Origin of the sequence: Frigoribacterium sp. CG_9.8 (assembly GCF_015751965.1) — a bacterium.
In the GTDB taxonomy this organism is placed as follows: Bacteria; Actinomycetota; Actinomycetes; order Actinomycetales; family Microbacteriaceae; genus Lacisediminihabitans.
On sequence record NZ_JADOVH010000002.1, the window covers coordinates 538,460 to 553,173 of the forward strand.

General features: G+C 62.2%; 13 protein-coding genes. 11 read left to right on the forward strand and 2 right to left on the reverse strand.

Annotated elements, in window-relative coordinates; all coding sequences use genetic code 11:
* The first annotated feature begins 5 nt into the window (after positions 1-5).
* Entirely contained in the window at positions 6-926 is a 921-nt protein-coding gene (locus tag IWX88_RS07365; RefSeq protein ID WP_196828728.1) for an RluA family pseudouridine synthase, read from the forward strand.
* 47 nt (positions 927-973) lie between these two features.
* The gene (dnaE, locus tag IWX88_RS07370; RefSeq protein WP_196828730.1) at positions 974-4,510 is read left to right on the forward strand and encodes a DNA polymerase III subunit alpha; all 3,537 of its coding nucleotides are present in this window, start codon (positions 974-976) and stop codon (positions 4,508-4,510) included.
* A gap of 96 nt (positions 4,511-4,606) precedes the next feature.
* Here dnaE and IWX88_RS07375 read toward each other — a convergent pair whose 3' ends face one another.
* On the reverse strand, positions 4,607-5,125 hold the full coding sequence (locus IWX88_RS07375) for a flavin reductase family protein (protein ID WP_196828732.1): 519 nt from the start codon (positions 5,123-5,125) through the stop codon (positions 4,607-4,609).
* A 97-nt stretch (positions 5,126-5,222) separates the two neighbouring features.
* Here IWX88_RS07375 and hisD point away from each other — a divergent pair, with 97 nt between their 5' ends.
* The 3 genes from hisD to IWX88_RS07390 are packed head-to-tail and all read left to right on the forward strand — an operon-like array spanning position 5,223 to position 8,112.
* Positions 5,223-6,533, forward strand: a complete 1,311-nt coding sequence (gene hisD / locus IWX88_RS07380; protein ID WP_196828734.1) for a histidinol dehydrogenase — start codon at positions 5,223-5,225, stop codon at positions 6,531-6,533.
* Positions 6,534-6,577: 44 nt separating this feature from the next.
* The gene (gene nrdR, locus IWX88_RS07385; protein WP_196828736.1) at positions 6,578-7,051 is read left to right on the forward strand and encodes a transcriptional regulator NrdR; all 474 of its coding nucleotides are present in this window, start codon (positions 6,578-6,580) and stop codon (positions 7,049-7,051) included.
* Positions 7,052-7,083: 32 nt separating this feature from the next.
* Positions 7,084-8,112, forward strand: coding sequence for a quinone-dependent dihydroorotate dehydrogenase (locus tag IWX88_RS07390; protein WP_196828738.1), 1,029 nt, complete (start codon positions 7,084-7,086; stop codon positions 8,110-8,112).
* 138 nt (positions 8,113-8,250) lie between these two features.
* Here the strand turns inward: IWX88_RS07390 and IWX88_RS07395 are convergent, their stop codons facing one another.
* Positions 8,251-8,838 carry a DUF3043 domain-containing protein gene (locus IWX88_RS07395; RefSeq protein ID WP_370568232.1) on the reverse strand — a complete coding sequence of 196 codons (588 nt, stop codon included), beginning with the start codon at positions 8,836-8,838 and terminating at the stop codon, positions 8,251-8,253.
* Between the two features lie 40 nt (positions 8,839-8,878).
* Between IWX88_RS07395 and IWX88_RS07400 the strand changes: the two genes are divergently transcribed.
* From IWX88_RS07400 to IWX88_RS07425, 6 genes are all read left to right on the forward strand, one after another.
* Positions 8,879-10,348, forward strand: a complete 1,470-nt coding sequence (locus tag IWX88_RS07400) for a dipeptidase (RefSeq protein ID WP_196828742.1) — start codon at positions 8,879-8,881, stop codon at positions 10,346-10,348.
* 189 nt (positions 10,349-10,537) lie between these two features.
* Complete coding sequence (locus tag IWX88_RS07405; RefSeq protein ID WP_196828744.1) at positions 10,538-10,939, forward strand: iron-sulfur cluster assembly accessory protein; 402 nt, start codon at positions 10,538-10,540, stop codon at positions 10,937-10,939.
* Between the two features lie 169 nt (positions 10,940-11,108).
* Complete coding sequence (gene coxB, locus IWX88_RS07410) at positions 11,109-11,993, forward strand: cytochrome c oxidase subunit II (RefSeq protein ID WP_196828746.1); 885 nt, start codon at positions 11,109-11,111, stop codon at positions 11,991-11,993.
* Positions 11,994-12,002: 9 nt separating this feature from the next.
* On the forward strand, positions 12,003-13,772 hold the full coding sequence (gene ctaD, locus IWX88_RS07415; RefSeq protein WP_196828749.1) for a cytochrome c oxidase subunit I: 1,770 nt from the start codon (positions 12,003-12,005) through the stop codon (positions 13,770-13,772).
* Between the two features lie 5 nt (positions 13,773-13,777).
* A complete protein-coding gene (locus tag IWX88_RS07420; protein ID WP_196828751.1) occupies positions 13,778-14,245 on the forward strand; it encodes a cytochrome c oxidase subunit 4 in 468 nt (155 codons plus the stop codon).
* Positions 14,214-14,678, forward strand: coding sequence for a GNAT family N-acetyltransferase (locus IWX88_RS07425; protein ID WP_196828753.1), 465 nt, complete (start codon positions 14,214-14,216; stop codon positions 14,676-14,678). The genes IWX88_RS07420 and IWX88_RS07425 overlap by 32 nt, the downstream gene beginning before the upstream one ends.
* The last annotated feature ends 36 nt before the right edge of the window (positions 14,679-14,714 follow it).

The following is a 14,714-nucleotide window of genomic DNA, read 5'->3' on the forward strand; positions in this document are numbered from 1 at the left end:
GGCAAATGGAATCGCGCAGCCTCCCGGTACCCGATGGCCTCGCCGGGGAGCGTGTTGATGCCGCTCTGGCGAAGCTCATGGGCTTTTCTCGCAACTTCGCGGCAGAGATCGCCGAGACTGGGGGAGTCGTCGCTGACGGGGTGACCCTCGGCAAGTCGGACCGGCTGCGGGCCGAAAGCTGGCTCGAGGTGACCTGGCAGCCAAAGGTCGCACCCTCGATCGAACCGGTCGTCGTGCCCGACCTTGGCATCGTGTATGACGACGATGATCTTGTGGTGGTCGACAAGCCGGTAGGGGTGGCGGCTCATCCCTCGGTCGGGTGGACGGGGCCGACTGTGCTCGGGGCGCTTGCCGGAGCGGGGTTCCGTGTCTCGACCTCGGGCGCCGCGGAGCGGGCGGGCATTGTGCACCGGCTCGATGCCGGCACGAGCGGCCTGATGGTCGTCGCGAAGAGTGAGCGCGCGTACACAGAGCTCAAGCGGCAGTTTCACGACCGGGAGGTCGACAAGATCTATCACGCGGTAGTGCAGGGGCATCCGGATCCGCTGTCCGGCACGATCGATGCGCCGATCGGGCGGCATCCGTCGTCGAGCTGGAAATTTGCGGTCACCTCCACCGGCAAGAACTCCATTACGCACTACGAGACTCTCGAAGCGTTCCCCAGCGCTTCGCTGCTCGAGGTGCATCTGGAGACCGGGCGAACCCACCAGATCAGGGTGCATATGGCCGCCCAGCGACATCCCTGTGCCGGAGATGCAATGTACGGGGCTGACCCCACGATCTCAGCCAGACTCGGCCTCTCCCGGCAGTGGCTGCACGCAAAACAGCTCGGCTTCACCCACCCCGGAACCCGGGAGCGGGTTCTTTTTGCGAGCGACTATCCGGCCGACCTGCAACACGCGCTCACCGTGCTCCGTGGGGACTGACCGCGGCTTAAGCTAGACCTCCGCCCCCGGCTAGTAAGGGTCAAGAATTGGCTTCACGCAACGATTCATTCGTGCACCTGCACGTGCACAGCGAGTACTCGATGCTTGACGGGGCCGCGCGGATCGATCCGTTGATGAAAGCGGCCGCCGAGCAGGAGATGCCAGCGATCGCGATTACCGACCACGGCAATATGTTCGGTGCCCACGACTTCTGGAAGCAGGCAACGGCCAACGGGGTGAAACCGATCATCGGTACCGAGGCCTACATCACGCCGGGTACCGCGCGGCAGGATCGCACCCGGATCAAGTGGGGCGCGAGCCACCAGAACCAGGATGATGTTGGCGGCTCAGGCTCCTACACACATATGACTCTGCTCTCGGAAAACAATGAGGGCATGCACAACCTGTTCCGCCTCTCATCACTCGCGTCGATCGAGGGCTATTACTTCAAACCGCGCATGGATCGTGAACTGCTCAGCCGCTACGGCACCGGCATCATCGCCACGACCGGATGCGTGGGCGGGGAGGTGCAGACCCGATTACGGCTCGGCCAATACGAGGAGGCGCGCAAGGCTGCGGCAGATTTCCGGGACATCTTCGGGGAGGGCAACTTCTTCGCCGAGGTCATGGATCACGGCATCGACATCGAGCGCCGCACCATGCAAGATCTGCTGCGACTGGCCAAAGACTTAAATCTTCCCCTCGTCGCCACCAACGACCTGCACTATACCCACGCGCACGATGCGACAGCACATGCCGCATTGCTCTGCGTTCAGTCCGCGTCGACTCTCGACGATCCCAACCGCTTCAAATTCGACTCGAACGAGTTTTACCTCAAATCCGCCGCCGAGATGCGACACCTGTTCCGCGATCATCCCGAGGCCTGCGACAACACCCTGCTCATCGCAGAGCGCTGCGATGTATCGTTCGAACACCGTAATCTCATGCCGCGTTTTCCCGTGCCAGAGGGTGAAACAGAAGCAACCTGGTTTGAGAAAGAAGTGAACGCTGGCATGCTGCGGCGATTCCACAACGCACCATCCGAGGCTCATCTCGCGCAGGCGAAGTATGAGGTCGACGTCATCATCCAGATGGGCTTCCCGGGTTACTTTCTCGTCGTCGCCGACTTCATCGCCTGGGCAAAGGCGCAGGGCATCCGTGTCGGTCCCGGTCGGGGATCCGCAGCCGGCTCGATGGCCTCGTATGCGGTGGGCATCACGGAGCTCGATCCCCTTGCACACGGCTTGATCTTCGAGCGATTCCTGAACCCCGAGCGGGTGTCGATGCCCGATGTGGACGTCGACTTCGATGATCGGCGACGCGGCGAGGTCATCCGCTATGTCACCGAGAAGTACGGGGACGATCGGGTCGCCCAGATCGTGACCTACGGCACGATCAAGGCGAAGCAGGCGCTCAAGGACTCCGCCCGCGTGCTCGGAATGCCCTATTCGGTGGGCGAGAAGCTCACGAAGGCGATGCCGCCAACGATCATGGGTAAGGACATCACCCTGAGCGAGGTGCTCGATAAGGCTGCGCCGCGATGGAAAGAGGCCGCCGACTTCCGCGCGGTGCTCGAGACGGATCGGGATGCGGCGACAGTCTTCGAGACCGCGCTGGGTATCGAGAATCTCAAGCGCCAGTGGGGGGTGCACGCGGCGGGTGTGATCCTGTCGGCTGAGCCGTTACTCGACGTGCTTCCGATCATGAAGCGTGAAGACGATGGCGCGATCATCACCCAGTTCGACCAACCGCCACTCGAGTCTCTCGGCCTCATCAAGATGGACTTTCTCGGACTTCGAAACCTCACAGTGATCGAAGATGCACTGCGGATGATCCAAAAAAACACGGGCGTTCGGCTCGTGATCGAAGACCTCGATCTCGATGCCGACCAGAAGACTTACGACCTGCTCGCGAGAGGGGACACGCTCGGTGTGTTCCAGCTGGACGGCGGACCGATGCGGTCTCTGCTGAAGCAGCTCAAACCAACCAACTTCGAAGACATCTCCGCGGTGATCGCGCTCTATCGCCCCGGCCCGATGGGCATGAACTCCCACACGAACTACGCTCTGCGCAAGAACGGGCTGCAGACGATCGACGCAATTCATCCGGAGCTCGCCGAGCCGCTGAGGGAGAGTCTCGGCATTACCTATGGCCTCATCGTCTACCAGGAGCAGGTGATGTCGGTCGCCCAGAAAGTGGCCGGATTCACTCTCGGCCAGGCCGACGTGCTTCGACGGGCGATGGGCAAGAAGAAGAAGTCGGAGCTCGACAAGCAGTACGCCGACTTCGAGGCCGGAATGACCGGTAACGGGTACAGCGCGCAGGCCGTCAAGGTGCTGTGGGACACGCTCATGCCCTTCGCCGACTATGCCTTCAATAAGGCTCACAGCGCCGGCTACGGCGTGCTGAGCTACTGGACCGCATACCTGAAGGCCAACCATCCGGCCGAGTACATGGCGGCGCTGTTGACCAGCGTCGGAGACTCCAAGGACAAACTCGGGATCTACCTGAGCGAGTGTCGGCGGATGGGTATCCGGGTGCTGGCTCCCGACGTGAACGAGTCGAGCGGGGACTTCACCGCTGTCCCCGCTGAGGCTGGGATCGGAGACATCCGCTTCGGGCTCGGTGCGATCCGCAATGTCGGCTCCAATGTGGTCGAGGCGATCGCGAAGTCGCGCGACGAGAAGGGTCGCTTCGAGTCATTCCATGACTTCCTGTCCAAGGTGCCGATCCAGGTCGCGAATAAGCGCACGGTTGAGTCACTCATCAAGTCGGGTGCGTTCGATTCGACGCTGGCCACCAGGAGAGCACTGCTCGAGATCCATGAGGATGCCATCGACTCGGCCGTGAGCGACAAACGCGCCGAAGCCAACGGGCAGGTCGGCTTCGACTTCGACAGCCTCTGGGATGAACCGCAGGCTGCGAACAAGGTCCCTGATCGGCCGGAGTGGTCCAAGCGCGACAAGCTCGCGTTCGAGCGCGAGATGCTCGGACTCTACGTGTCCGATCATCCGCTCGCCGGCCTCGAGCTCCAGCTCGCGAAGCACGCCGGCAACAGCATCACCGAAGTTCTCGGCGGGGAAGTGGCCGGTGACGGCGAGCACGTGACGATCGCGGGCCTGATCACGTCGGTGCAGCACCGCACGGCACGTAATTCCGGCAACCAGTACGGCATGATCACCGTCGAAGATTTCGCGGGTGAAATCACCGTGATGTTCCTCGGCAAGGCGTACCAGGAGTTCTCGCCCGCTCTCACGAACGACGCAATCGTCGTCGTGCGCGGCCGGGTCAGTGTGCGCGACGATGGAATGAATCTCCACGCGTCGAGCATGTTCACGCCCGATCTCGGCCAGAGCCTCGGCTCCGGACCGCTCACGATCTCCATGCCGGAATTCCGGGCGACGACTGATGTCGTGACGCAGTTGAATGACGTGCTCATCCGGCATTCGGGAGACACCGAAGTGCGGCTCAAGCTCGTCAAGGGCGAGAGCGCTCGCGTGTTCGAGATCCCGTTCCCGGTGTCGGTCAACGCTGATCTCTACGGCGAACTCAAGTCGCTGTTGGGGCCGAACTGCGTGGTCTGACCGCCTGGTGAATTTGCCACAGGTCACCTGTGGCGCAGACCGATTTACTGCTGTCGCGGCACCCGGTTGGGAAGAGCGCCCCGATGGGAAGAGCGACTAGACCGCGTCACCCGGTTTCCGATAGGCGCGCTCGTGGTAGAGCAGTGCGGCATCCGGTTCGCCGAGCGCTCCCTCCTCGATCTGGACCACGACCACGACGTTGTTCGCTACCGGGAACCGCTCGACGATGCGTCCGATCATCCACGAGGTGACCCCGTTGAGGATGGGCAATCCGTGCGGGCCGGGCGCCCAGTGGTCACCCTCGAAGCGCAGGCTGTGGACGCCGGACATCCGCTCCGCGAGGTGTCGTGTGCGCGCACCCATGGTCTGGATGGCCACCCATTCTGTGGCTGCGATCGCTGGCCATGCCGTGGCGGCCCGCGCCATGTTGAAGGTGGCGAGTGGCGGAACGGCGGCCAACGATGCCAGCGACGTGGCCGTGAATCCGACCGGTGATCCCTCGGAAGTGAGCGCGGTGATCACCACTACCCCGGCAGCATGCCGACGGAATGCATGCTTGAATGCGGCAATGCCGTCCGGTTCTGGTGGCGTGTCAATGTGTGCGGTCTGATCCATACGGGTGCTTCGATTCCTTGTCTGCTGCCATCATCTCGCCGAGCAGCCGTCGGACTCCCACGAAGGCACCAGAGAGCCCCGCTTAGACTCGGGACCTATGATCCAGACGATTGACCTCCGAGGTTCCAAGCCTAGCCGCGCCGAACTCCTCGCCCTTGTTCCCCGCTCGCTTACCGATGTCTCGGCGGCGACTGCAGTAGCCCAGGACCTCATTGCCGATGTTCGTGAGCGGGGTGAGCTGGCACTGCTCGATCAGGCCGAGCGGCTGGATGGGGTGCGCCCGGCACGCATTCGGGTCGATGTCTCAGACATCTCGGCCGCGGTGCGCGCGCTCAGTGTGCCGGTACGCGATGCGCTCGAAGAAGCGATTGTGCGGGTGCGCGCGGCGTCCGAGGCACAGTTGCCCACCCCTCGAGTCACGATGCTCGGGCCGGGTGCAGAGGTCATTCAACGCTGGAGTCCGGTAGCCAGAGTCGGCCTCTATGTGCCTGGCGGTAAGGCCGTGTACCCGTCCAGTGTCGTCATGAACGTGGTGCCAGCCCAGGTTGCCGGGGTGTCATCCGTGGCAATCGCCTCGCCGGCGCAGCGGCAGTTCGACGGAAGCATCCACCCCACCATCCTTGGCGCTGCGGGACTGCTCGGTATCGATGAGATTTACAGCATGGGGGGAGCCGGAGCGATCGGCGCCCTGGCCTGGGGCGTGCCGGGTCTTCACCTCGATCCCGTGCAGGTCATCACCGGGCCCGGCAATGTCTACGTGGCCGCGGCCAAGCGCATCGTGCGCAGCCAAGTCGGCATCGACGCCGAAGCCGGCCCCACCGAGATCATGGTGATTGCGGATGCCAGCGCAGATCCGATACTCGTGGCGAGCGACCTCATCAGCCAGGCCGAACACGATGAACTCGCCGCATCGGTGCTCGTCACGGACTCGGTACAGCTGGCCGACCGGGTGCAGGCGGAACTCGCCAGGCTCGCACCACTGACACCGCACAGCACCCGCGTCGATATCTCGCTTCGGGGCATCCAGTCCGCTGTCGTGCTCGTCGACGACATGGCTGCTGCGGCAGCGTTCAGCAACGTCTACGGCCCGGAACACCTCGAAATCCAGACCGCCCACCCGGAGCAGATGCTCGACCTCATCGAGAGTGCTGGCGCGATCTTCCTCGGCGCGCACTCGCCGGTGAGCCTCGGTGATTACCTGGCCGGCTCAAACCACGTGCTTCCTACCGGTGGACAGGCGCGATTCACCCCCGGGCTCGGGGCCTACACCTTCCTGCGGCCGCAGCAGGTCATCCGCTACAGCCGTGACGCGCTCAAGGCTGTCGAAGAAAAAGTGGTCGCGCTGGCGACCGCCGAGAACCTCCCTGCGCACGCTGCCGCGGTCACGGCACGGTTCATCGAACCGTAGTCGGCACGTTCGGATCGGACGGCGAGCGGTATCCTGTCAGCACTATGTTCTGCCCCTTCTGTAGGTACCCTGACTCCCGCGTCATCGACTCTCGAACGAGCGATGACGGGATGTCTATTCGTCGCCGCCGCCAATGTCCGGACTGCGGTCGTCGTTTCTCCACCACCGAGACAGCGAGTCTCAACGTCGTGAAGCGCAACGGCTTCGTGCAGCCGTTCAGCCGAGAGAAGATCGTGTCCGGGGTGCGCAAAGCCTGCCAGGGGAGACCGGTCACCGACACGGATCTCGCCATGCTCGCGCAACGGGTAGAAGAGACCATCCGTGCAACCGGCGCGTCGCAGGTGGACGCCAACGATATCGGCCTCGCGATTCTCTTACCGTTGCGGGAGCTCGATGAGGTCGCATACTTGCGCTTTGCGAGCGTCTACCAGGGGTTCGACTCGCTCGATGACTTCGAAGCGGCAATCGCGCTCCTCCGTGTCGAACACGATGCCACTGCCGAGGTTACTGAGAGCTGACGCAGACGCTCGGCGGGTAATATGAGGGTCGTATGTATCCACTACTTTTCAGGCTTGTCCTCACCCGGTTCGAGCCGGAGGTTGCGCACCACCTCGCGTCCGATGTGATCCGTTGGCTGCCTCGAATCGGTGTCGGTGCAATCCTTCGCCGGCTCAGCCGTCCGCATCCCTCGCTCACAGTGGAAACGATGGGTTTGCGGTTCGCTTCGCCATTCGGCGTCGCTGCCGGCTTCGACAAGGATGGCCGAGCCATCCAAGGACTCGGACAGCTCGGATTCGGCCACGTCGAGGTCGGTACGATCACCGCGATCGCGCAGCCAGGTAACCCTCGGCCGCGACTGTTCCGGCTGGTGCCGGACAACGCGGTCATCAATCGGATGGGCTTCAACAACCGGGGTGCGGCGGACGCGGCGCCGCGATTCGCTCGGGAACGCGCCCGCGCCATCCGTCCTATCATCGGTGCGAACATCGGCAAGAGCCGTGCAGTCGAGGTGGATGACGCTGTCGCCGACTATCTCGTCACTGCACGCCTGCTCGCCCCGGTGAGCGATTACCTCGCCGTCAATGTCAGCTCTCCGAACACTCCCGGTCTACGCGGGCTGCAGGAGCTCGACAAGCTCGCCCCGCTGCTGAGCGCGGTGAATGACGCGGCGGGAATTACCCCCGTGCTTGTGAAGATCGCACCCGACTTGACCGATGATCAGGTGCGCCGAATCGCCGAACTCGCCGTGGAGTTGGGATTGGCCGGCATCATCGCCACCAATACGACCCTCTCGCGTGATGGTTTGGTGACGGATGTTGCGATTGTCGAGGCTGCCGGAGCCGGCGGTCTCTCCGGCGCTCCGCTTGCCGCACGGTCGCTCGAGGTCTTGCAGATCATCCGCGCGGCCGTACCGGCGGAATTCTGTGTGATCTCGGTCGGGGGAGTGGATACGGCCAAGGATGTCGCCGAGCGCCTCGCCGCTGGAGCGACCCTGGTACAGGGCTACACCGCATTTCTCTACCGTGGACCGATGTGGGCGCGTACGGTCAACCGTGGACTGGTGAAACTGGCGCGATAGGCGCGCCGGTACAGTTGCCGCCCGGCGTCTCGAAACCGGGCCAGTTCGGTCATTCCGGGCCGGCATGCCGGCCCGGAATGACCGAACTGGCCCGGAATCCTCCGGTGCGCTGACGGCGGTTCGACCGAGCGAGCTGCTTTAGACGGGGTACTTGCCGCGCTTTACCTGGGCCTTTGGCAGGCGCATCGGGCGCAGTTGCAGTGCACGCATCGCGATGTACCAGCGGTTGCCCTTCTGCACCTTGTCGGCTCCGAACTTCGCGATGAGCCTGCGCTTGATCAGCACGCCAGCGATGATGCAGTCGATCGCAGCGAGGAGAACGAAAACCCAGATCGCGTAAAAGGAAGCTGACTGAAGTGCCGGGTTCGGCACCGCAGTGAGAATAATCACGATGAACATCACCGGCAGGATGAGCTCTCCGACGCTCCATCGGGCGTCGACATAGTCGCGGATGTAGCGACGCTGAACACCCTTGTCCTTCATCGGTAGGTACTTCTCATCGCCGTTGGCCATGCCGACACGGGCCTTCTCACGCGCTTCGTTCATTTTGGCGCGGGATGCCTTGTTGCCAGCCTTGCGGTCGTTTGACACGAGAGGGCGCTGGTTTGCCGCTTCTCGCTCCCGTCGTGTCGGGGTTGCGTGACCCTTACCGCTTGACAGGCTGTCGGTGTTGAGGTCGTATCCGGCCTCTGGGTCGGTCTTATTCGTGCTGTTTGGCTTGGCCACAGGGATTCCTACCGATCGATGACTGCTTAAGATTACCTTCATGTCTTCTCCCACGCCCACACGTCCAGAACTCCTCCAGAAACTGCGCGATGCGGTCGCCGGCGGCTTTCCTGTCGCTGTCGCCGATCTATCCAAACTGGTGCGCATTCCGTCGGTCTCCTGGGCGGCGTTCGATCCGAAGCACGTGGCCGATAGCGCGGATGCTGTGGCCGCGCTCGTCACGGGACTCGGGGTTTTCGAGACGGTACAGATCGCTCGCGCCCCCATCGGTAGCGACCCCATCGGTAGCGACCCCATCGGTAGCGACCCCATCGGTAGCGACCCCATCGGTAGCGACACAGATGCGCCGCTCGGCCAACCCGCAGTGCTGGCAACCCGAGCTGCCCGCAACGGCCGACCGTCCATCCTTCTCTATGCTCATCACGATGTGCAGCCGCCCGGTGACGATGCGGATTGGGACTCCCTGCCATTCGAGCCCACCGTGCGAGGCGACCGTCTGTATGGGCGAGGTGCGGCAGATGACAAGGCCGGCGTGATGGCTCACGTCGCGGCGATCCGTGCCTTCATCGAAACCGTCGGGGATGATTTCGACCTCGGATTAGCGGTCTTCATCGAAGGCGAAGAGGAATTCGGGTCACGCTCGTTCTCGAACTTCCTCACCGCACATCATTCCGCACTCGCCGCAGACGTGATCGTCGTCGCAGACTCGAACAACTGGGACATCACCACTCCCGCACTCACGGTTGGCCTGCGTGGCAACGTCACATTCCGGCTCACCGTCTCGACGCTCGGGCACGCATCGCACTCCGGAATGTACGGGGGCGCTGTGCCGGACGCCATGTTGGCTGCCATTGCTCTGCTGGCGACCCTGCACCACGCGGACGGTTCTGTCGCAGTCGAGGGACTCACCTCGCACCAGGCCGATACCCCCGACTACGCAGAGCAGCAGTTGCGTGACGAGACCGGGTTGCTTGCCGGGGTGTCACTGATCGGGTCCGGCAGCATTCTCAGTCGAATCTGGTCGAAGCCGGCGATCACGGTCACGGGCATCGATGCTCCGACTGTCTCTAACGCGTCGAACACACTCACCCCGTCGGTCAGCGTCAAGATCAGCGCGCGGGTTGCGCCGGGCCAGCTGGGCACGGAGGCATTCGCTGCCCTCGAGACGCACCTGCGCGCGAACACACCATTTGGCGCTCACATCGACATCGACGACGTCGACACCGGTAATGGCTTTCTGGTTGACACGAGCGGCTGGGCGGTCGCTGAAGCGAAGACCTCGATGACGGATGCCTGGGGGGCGGAGGCTGTCGAGATGGGTGTCGGAGGATCGATTCCCTTTATCGCGGATCTGGTGGAGTTGTTCCCGCACGCGCAGATCCTTGTGACGGGAGTAGAGGATCCCGATTCCCGGGCACACAGTCCCAACGAGTCGCTGCATCTCGGGGTCTTCCAGCGGGCGATTCTCACCGAGGCGGTGCTGCTCGCGCGGCTCAATGAACGCCGGTGAGATGCGCCGATGAGATGCGCCGGCGCAATGCGCCGGCGCAATGCGCCGCCGCAATGCGCCGCCGCAATGCGCCGATGCGATGTGCCGATGCGATGTGCCGGTCTGATGCGCCTCGACCGTCGCAGGCACAATATGCAGCAAGTGGTGCTTACACTTGAAATTAGATCTCGCCGACACTAAGGAGTTGTCATGACAGAAACCGCGCTGACCGAAACCAAGCCCGCCGAGGCACTGTCTTCCGAGACGCCGGCTGAGATCGCAGCCGCGCACGGAGTCGGCCTCAGCGACACCGCTGCCATCAAGGTCCGCAGCCTGTACGAGCAGGAGGGCCGGGATGATCTGCGACTGCGAGTCGCGGTTCAGCCGGGCGGATGCTCCGGACTCATCTACCAGCTCTACTTCGACGAGCGTCTGCTCGAGGGTGACGTCACCGTCGATTTCGACGGAGTCGAGGTTGTCGTCGACAAGATGAGCGTGCCATACCTCGACGGTGCGACCATCGACTTTGAAGACACCATCCAGAAGCAGGGCTTTACGATCGACAATCCCAACGCTTCGGGCAGCTGCGCCTGCGGGGACAGCTTCAACTAGTCCGCCATGTGGGAGAGCGTTCACACCGGTCTGAACCGGTCTCACGAAGTGCACGCAGCGGCCGTCCCGTCTGCCAATGGGCGTCCTGCGGAGTAAGCTTAGGTAAGCAAGAAAGTCGGGATCGATCCGTCTGTTGTCCAGTAAATTAGTATCATCCGAGAGGTTTCAGGTGCGTTCCAACCGCCGTCTTCGCTGGGCCGTAGCCCCGATCGCGCTCACACTCGTTGTAGTTCTGGCTGGCTGCAGCCAGCAGCAACTCCGAGGCTTCCTCCCGGCAGGCTCTGAGGGTGCAACAAACCACACAAGCGGCATCACCGGGCTGTGGGTCACGTCCTGGATCGTGTTGCTCGCTGTCGGTGTGGTCACCTGGGGCCTCATCATCTGGGCAGCCATTGTTTACCGTCGCCGGAAGGGCCAGACCGGCCTGCCGGTTCAGCTGCGGTACAACCTGCCGATCGAGATTTTTTACACCGTAGTTCCGCTGATCCTGGTACTCGGTTTCTTCGCCTTCACGGCAAAAGAGCAGAACTCGATCGAACACGTGGTGAAGGACCCCGACGTCAAGGTCGAGGTGTATGGCAAGCGTTGGGCATGGGACTTCAACTACCCCGGCGTCGGCCCCGGAGGCAACGGCGTGAACGAGCCCGGTGTGCAGGCCCAGGAACTCGAGAACGCCAATGGCAGCGTCGATGCATCCAAGATTCCGACTCTGTACCTGCCGGTCAACAAAAGCGTACAGATCAAGATCGAAAGTCGCGATGTCAACCACTCGTTCTGGGTGATCGACTTCCTGTACAAAAAAGACAACATCCCCGGCAAGTCCAACTACGAATACTTGACGCCGACGAAAGTTGGCACATTCAAGGGCAAATGTGCCGAGCTGTGCGGTGACTACCACTCGCTCATGCTGTTCCAGGTGAAGGTTGTCACGCAGGGCGAGTTCGACACCTATATCCAAAGCCTCGCAGACAAGGGTCAGACCGGCATCCTCGGCCCGGAATACAACACGAACTCGAATCTGCCGAACAACACAGTACCGTCGGCCAAGAAGTAGGACACAGACATGAGTACAGCGACAGCACCCGCACCCGCACCCACTGTTGGCGACACGGTCGGAAGCGCGGATACGCGCCAGGTGAGGCCATCGAGCGTTGGCCCCAAGGGCAACATATTGGTGGGCTGGATCACCACCACCGACCATAAACGGATCGGGTACCTCTACCTGTTCACGTCGTTCCTGTATTTCCTGCTCGGCGGTGTGATGGCGCTGGTCATCCGCGCGCAGCTGTTTGAACCCGGTCTCCAGATTGTGGCGACAAAAGAGCAGTACAACCAGCTTTTCACCATGCACGGCACGATCATGCTGCTGATGTTTGCGACGCCGCTGTTCGCCGGATTCGCCAACTTCCTGATGCCGATCCAGATTGGCGCTCCGGATGTGGCATTCCCCCGTCTCAACGCCTTCGCCTACTGGCTCTACAGCTTCGGGTCTTTGATGGCCGTTGCCGGCTTCCTGACCCCGCAGGGGGCGGCCTCGTTTGGCTGGTTTGCGTATGTGCCGCTGTCAACGACCACCTTCTCGCCGTCACTCGGCGGTAATCTCTGGGTGTTCGGACTCGCTCTGAGCGGATTCGGCACCATCCTCGGCGCCGTCAACTTCATCACGACAATCGTCACAATGCGTGCGCCCGGGATGACGATGTTCCGCATGCCGATCTTCGTGTGGAACACGCTGGTCACGTCGATCCTGATCCTCATGGCATTCCCGGTACTTGCCGCAGCGCTGTTCGCCCTCGGCTCTGATCGGGTGTTCGGCTCGCAGCTGTACAACGTCCAGGCGGGTGGCGCCATCCTCTGGCAGCACCTCTTCTGGTTCTTCGGCCATCCGGAGGTGTACATCATTGCGCTGCCATTCTTCGGCATCATCTCCGAGGTGCTTCCGGTGTTCAGCCGCAAGCCGATCTTTGGCTACAAAACTCTGATCTACGCGACCATCTCCATCGCGGCGCTTTCTGTCACGGTGTGGGCTCATCACATGTACGTGACCGGCTCGGTGCTGTTGCCGTTCTTCTCGCTCATGTCCATGCTCATAGCTGTGCCGACGGGTGTGAAGATCTTCAACTGGGTCGGCACAATGTGGCGGGGGTCAGTCACCTTCGAGACTCCGATGCTGTGGGCGATCGGCTTCCTGGTCACCTTCGTATTCGGTGGTCTCACCGGCGTAATCCTCGCTTCGCCGCCGCTTGACTTCCATGTGTCGGACACCTACTTCGTTGTCGCACACTTCCACTACGTGGTCTTCGGCACTGTCGTGTTCGCCATGTTCAGCGGGTTCTACTTCTGGTGGCCCAAGTGGACGGGCAAGATGCTCAACGAACGTCTGGGCAAGATCCACTTCTGGACTCTGTTCATCGGATTCCACACCACGTTCCTGGTGCAGCACTGGCTCGGAGTGATGGGCATGCCACGCCGGTACGCGACGTACCAGCCTGAGGATGGCTTTACCTGGATGAACCAGTTGTCGACCGTCGGAGCAATGATCCTCGGTGTATCGATGCTGCCGTTCATCTTCAACGTGTACATTACCGCGCGTACCGCTCCTCGGGTGACTGTCAATGACCCATGGGGGTACGGCCGGTCGCTCGAGTGGGCAACTTCCTGCCCGCCGCCACGTCACAACTTCACGTCGATTCCCCGCATCCGCTCGGAGTCGCCGGCCTTCGACCTCAATCACCCAGAGGCGGGTATTCCGGTCGGAGTCGGTGGGCTCGGCTCATTCAAGGATGCACCAGAGGCTGCTATCTATGACGTTGCCGACGGACAGGTGAAGTAGAACGCATGAATGCTCAAGCGAAAATGCTCTGGGTCCTCTGTGGCTTCTTCGTCCTGGTCGACATCATCTACGTGAGTTGGAACATCATCCAGCGCGGTCAAGGCAACGTGACTCAGCTCGCCGGAACTGCGGGCGGGGGAGTCGGGTCGCCCGTTGAATGGGTGGGAGCATTCGTCATCGGACTGTCCGCAGTGCTGTCAGCCTTCGTTGCCTTTTACCTCAGCCGCACCAACAAGTCTGTCGGTGGCGTGCTGCCCGAAGATCGTCTCGACGCGAACATCGATGACGGTGACTCAGAACAGGGATTCTTCAGCCCGTGGAGTTGGTGGCCGGTCTTGCTCGCTGCCGGAGGAGCATTCCTATTCATGGGAATCGCAGTCGGCGTGTGGATTGCCTTCTTCGGTGCCGCAATCACCCTGATCAGTCTCGTAGGCTGGGTCTATGAGTACTACCGCGGAAACTTCGCCCGCTAGCCCTTCAATCGTTCGACTGGCCGCGGCCGCCGATGTGGATGCCGTATTCGCCCTGGTGGAGCAGCTTGGCATTGGTGAGAAGCCGGTGCGTGAATCCTTCGCTGGGGCCTTTGAACACGCGGTGGAACCGAGTAGGCACCACATGCTGCTGGTAGCAGAACTCGATGGGGTTGTTTCCGCTTACGCCTACACGACGATCGCGCGCCTTCTCTACACGAATGGCGACTCTGCCCAGCTGCAGGAGTTGGCGGTGAATACGCCCGCACGGGATCGTGGCCTTGGCAGCCTACTTGTCGCTGCCATTGAGGAAGAGTGCCGGTCACGCGGTGTTCGTCAGCTCACCGTAGCCAGCAGTCATGCCGCCCGATTCTATGAGCGCCTGGATTATCGGTCGACCTCGGACTTCCTCAAGAAGAGATTCACCACCGACTAAGCCCAGCGGTGACGCGACGCCCAGACCCAGACCCCG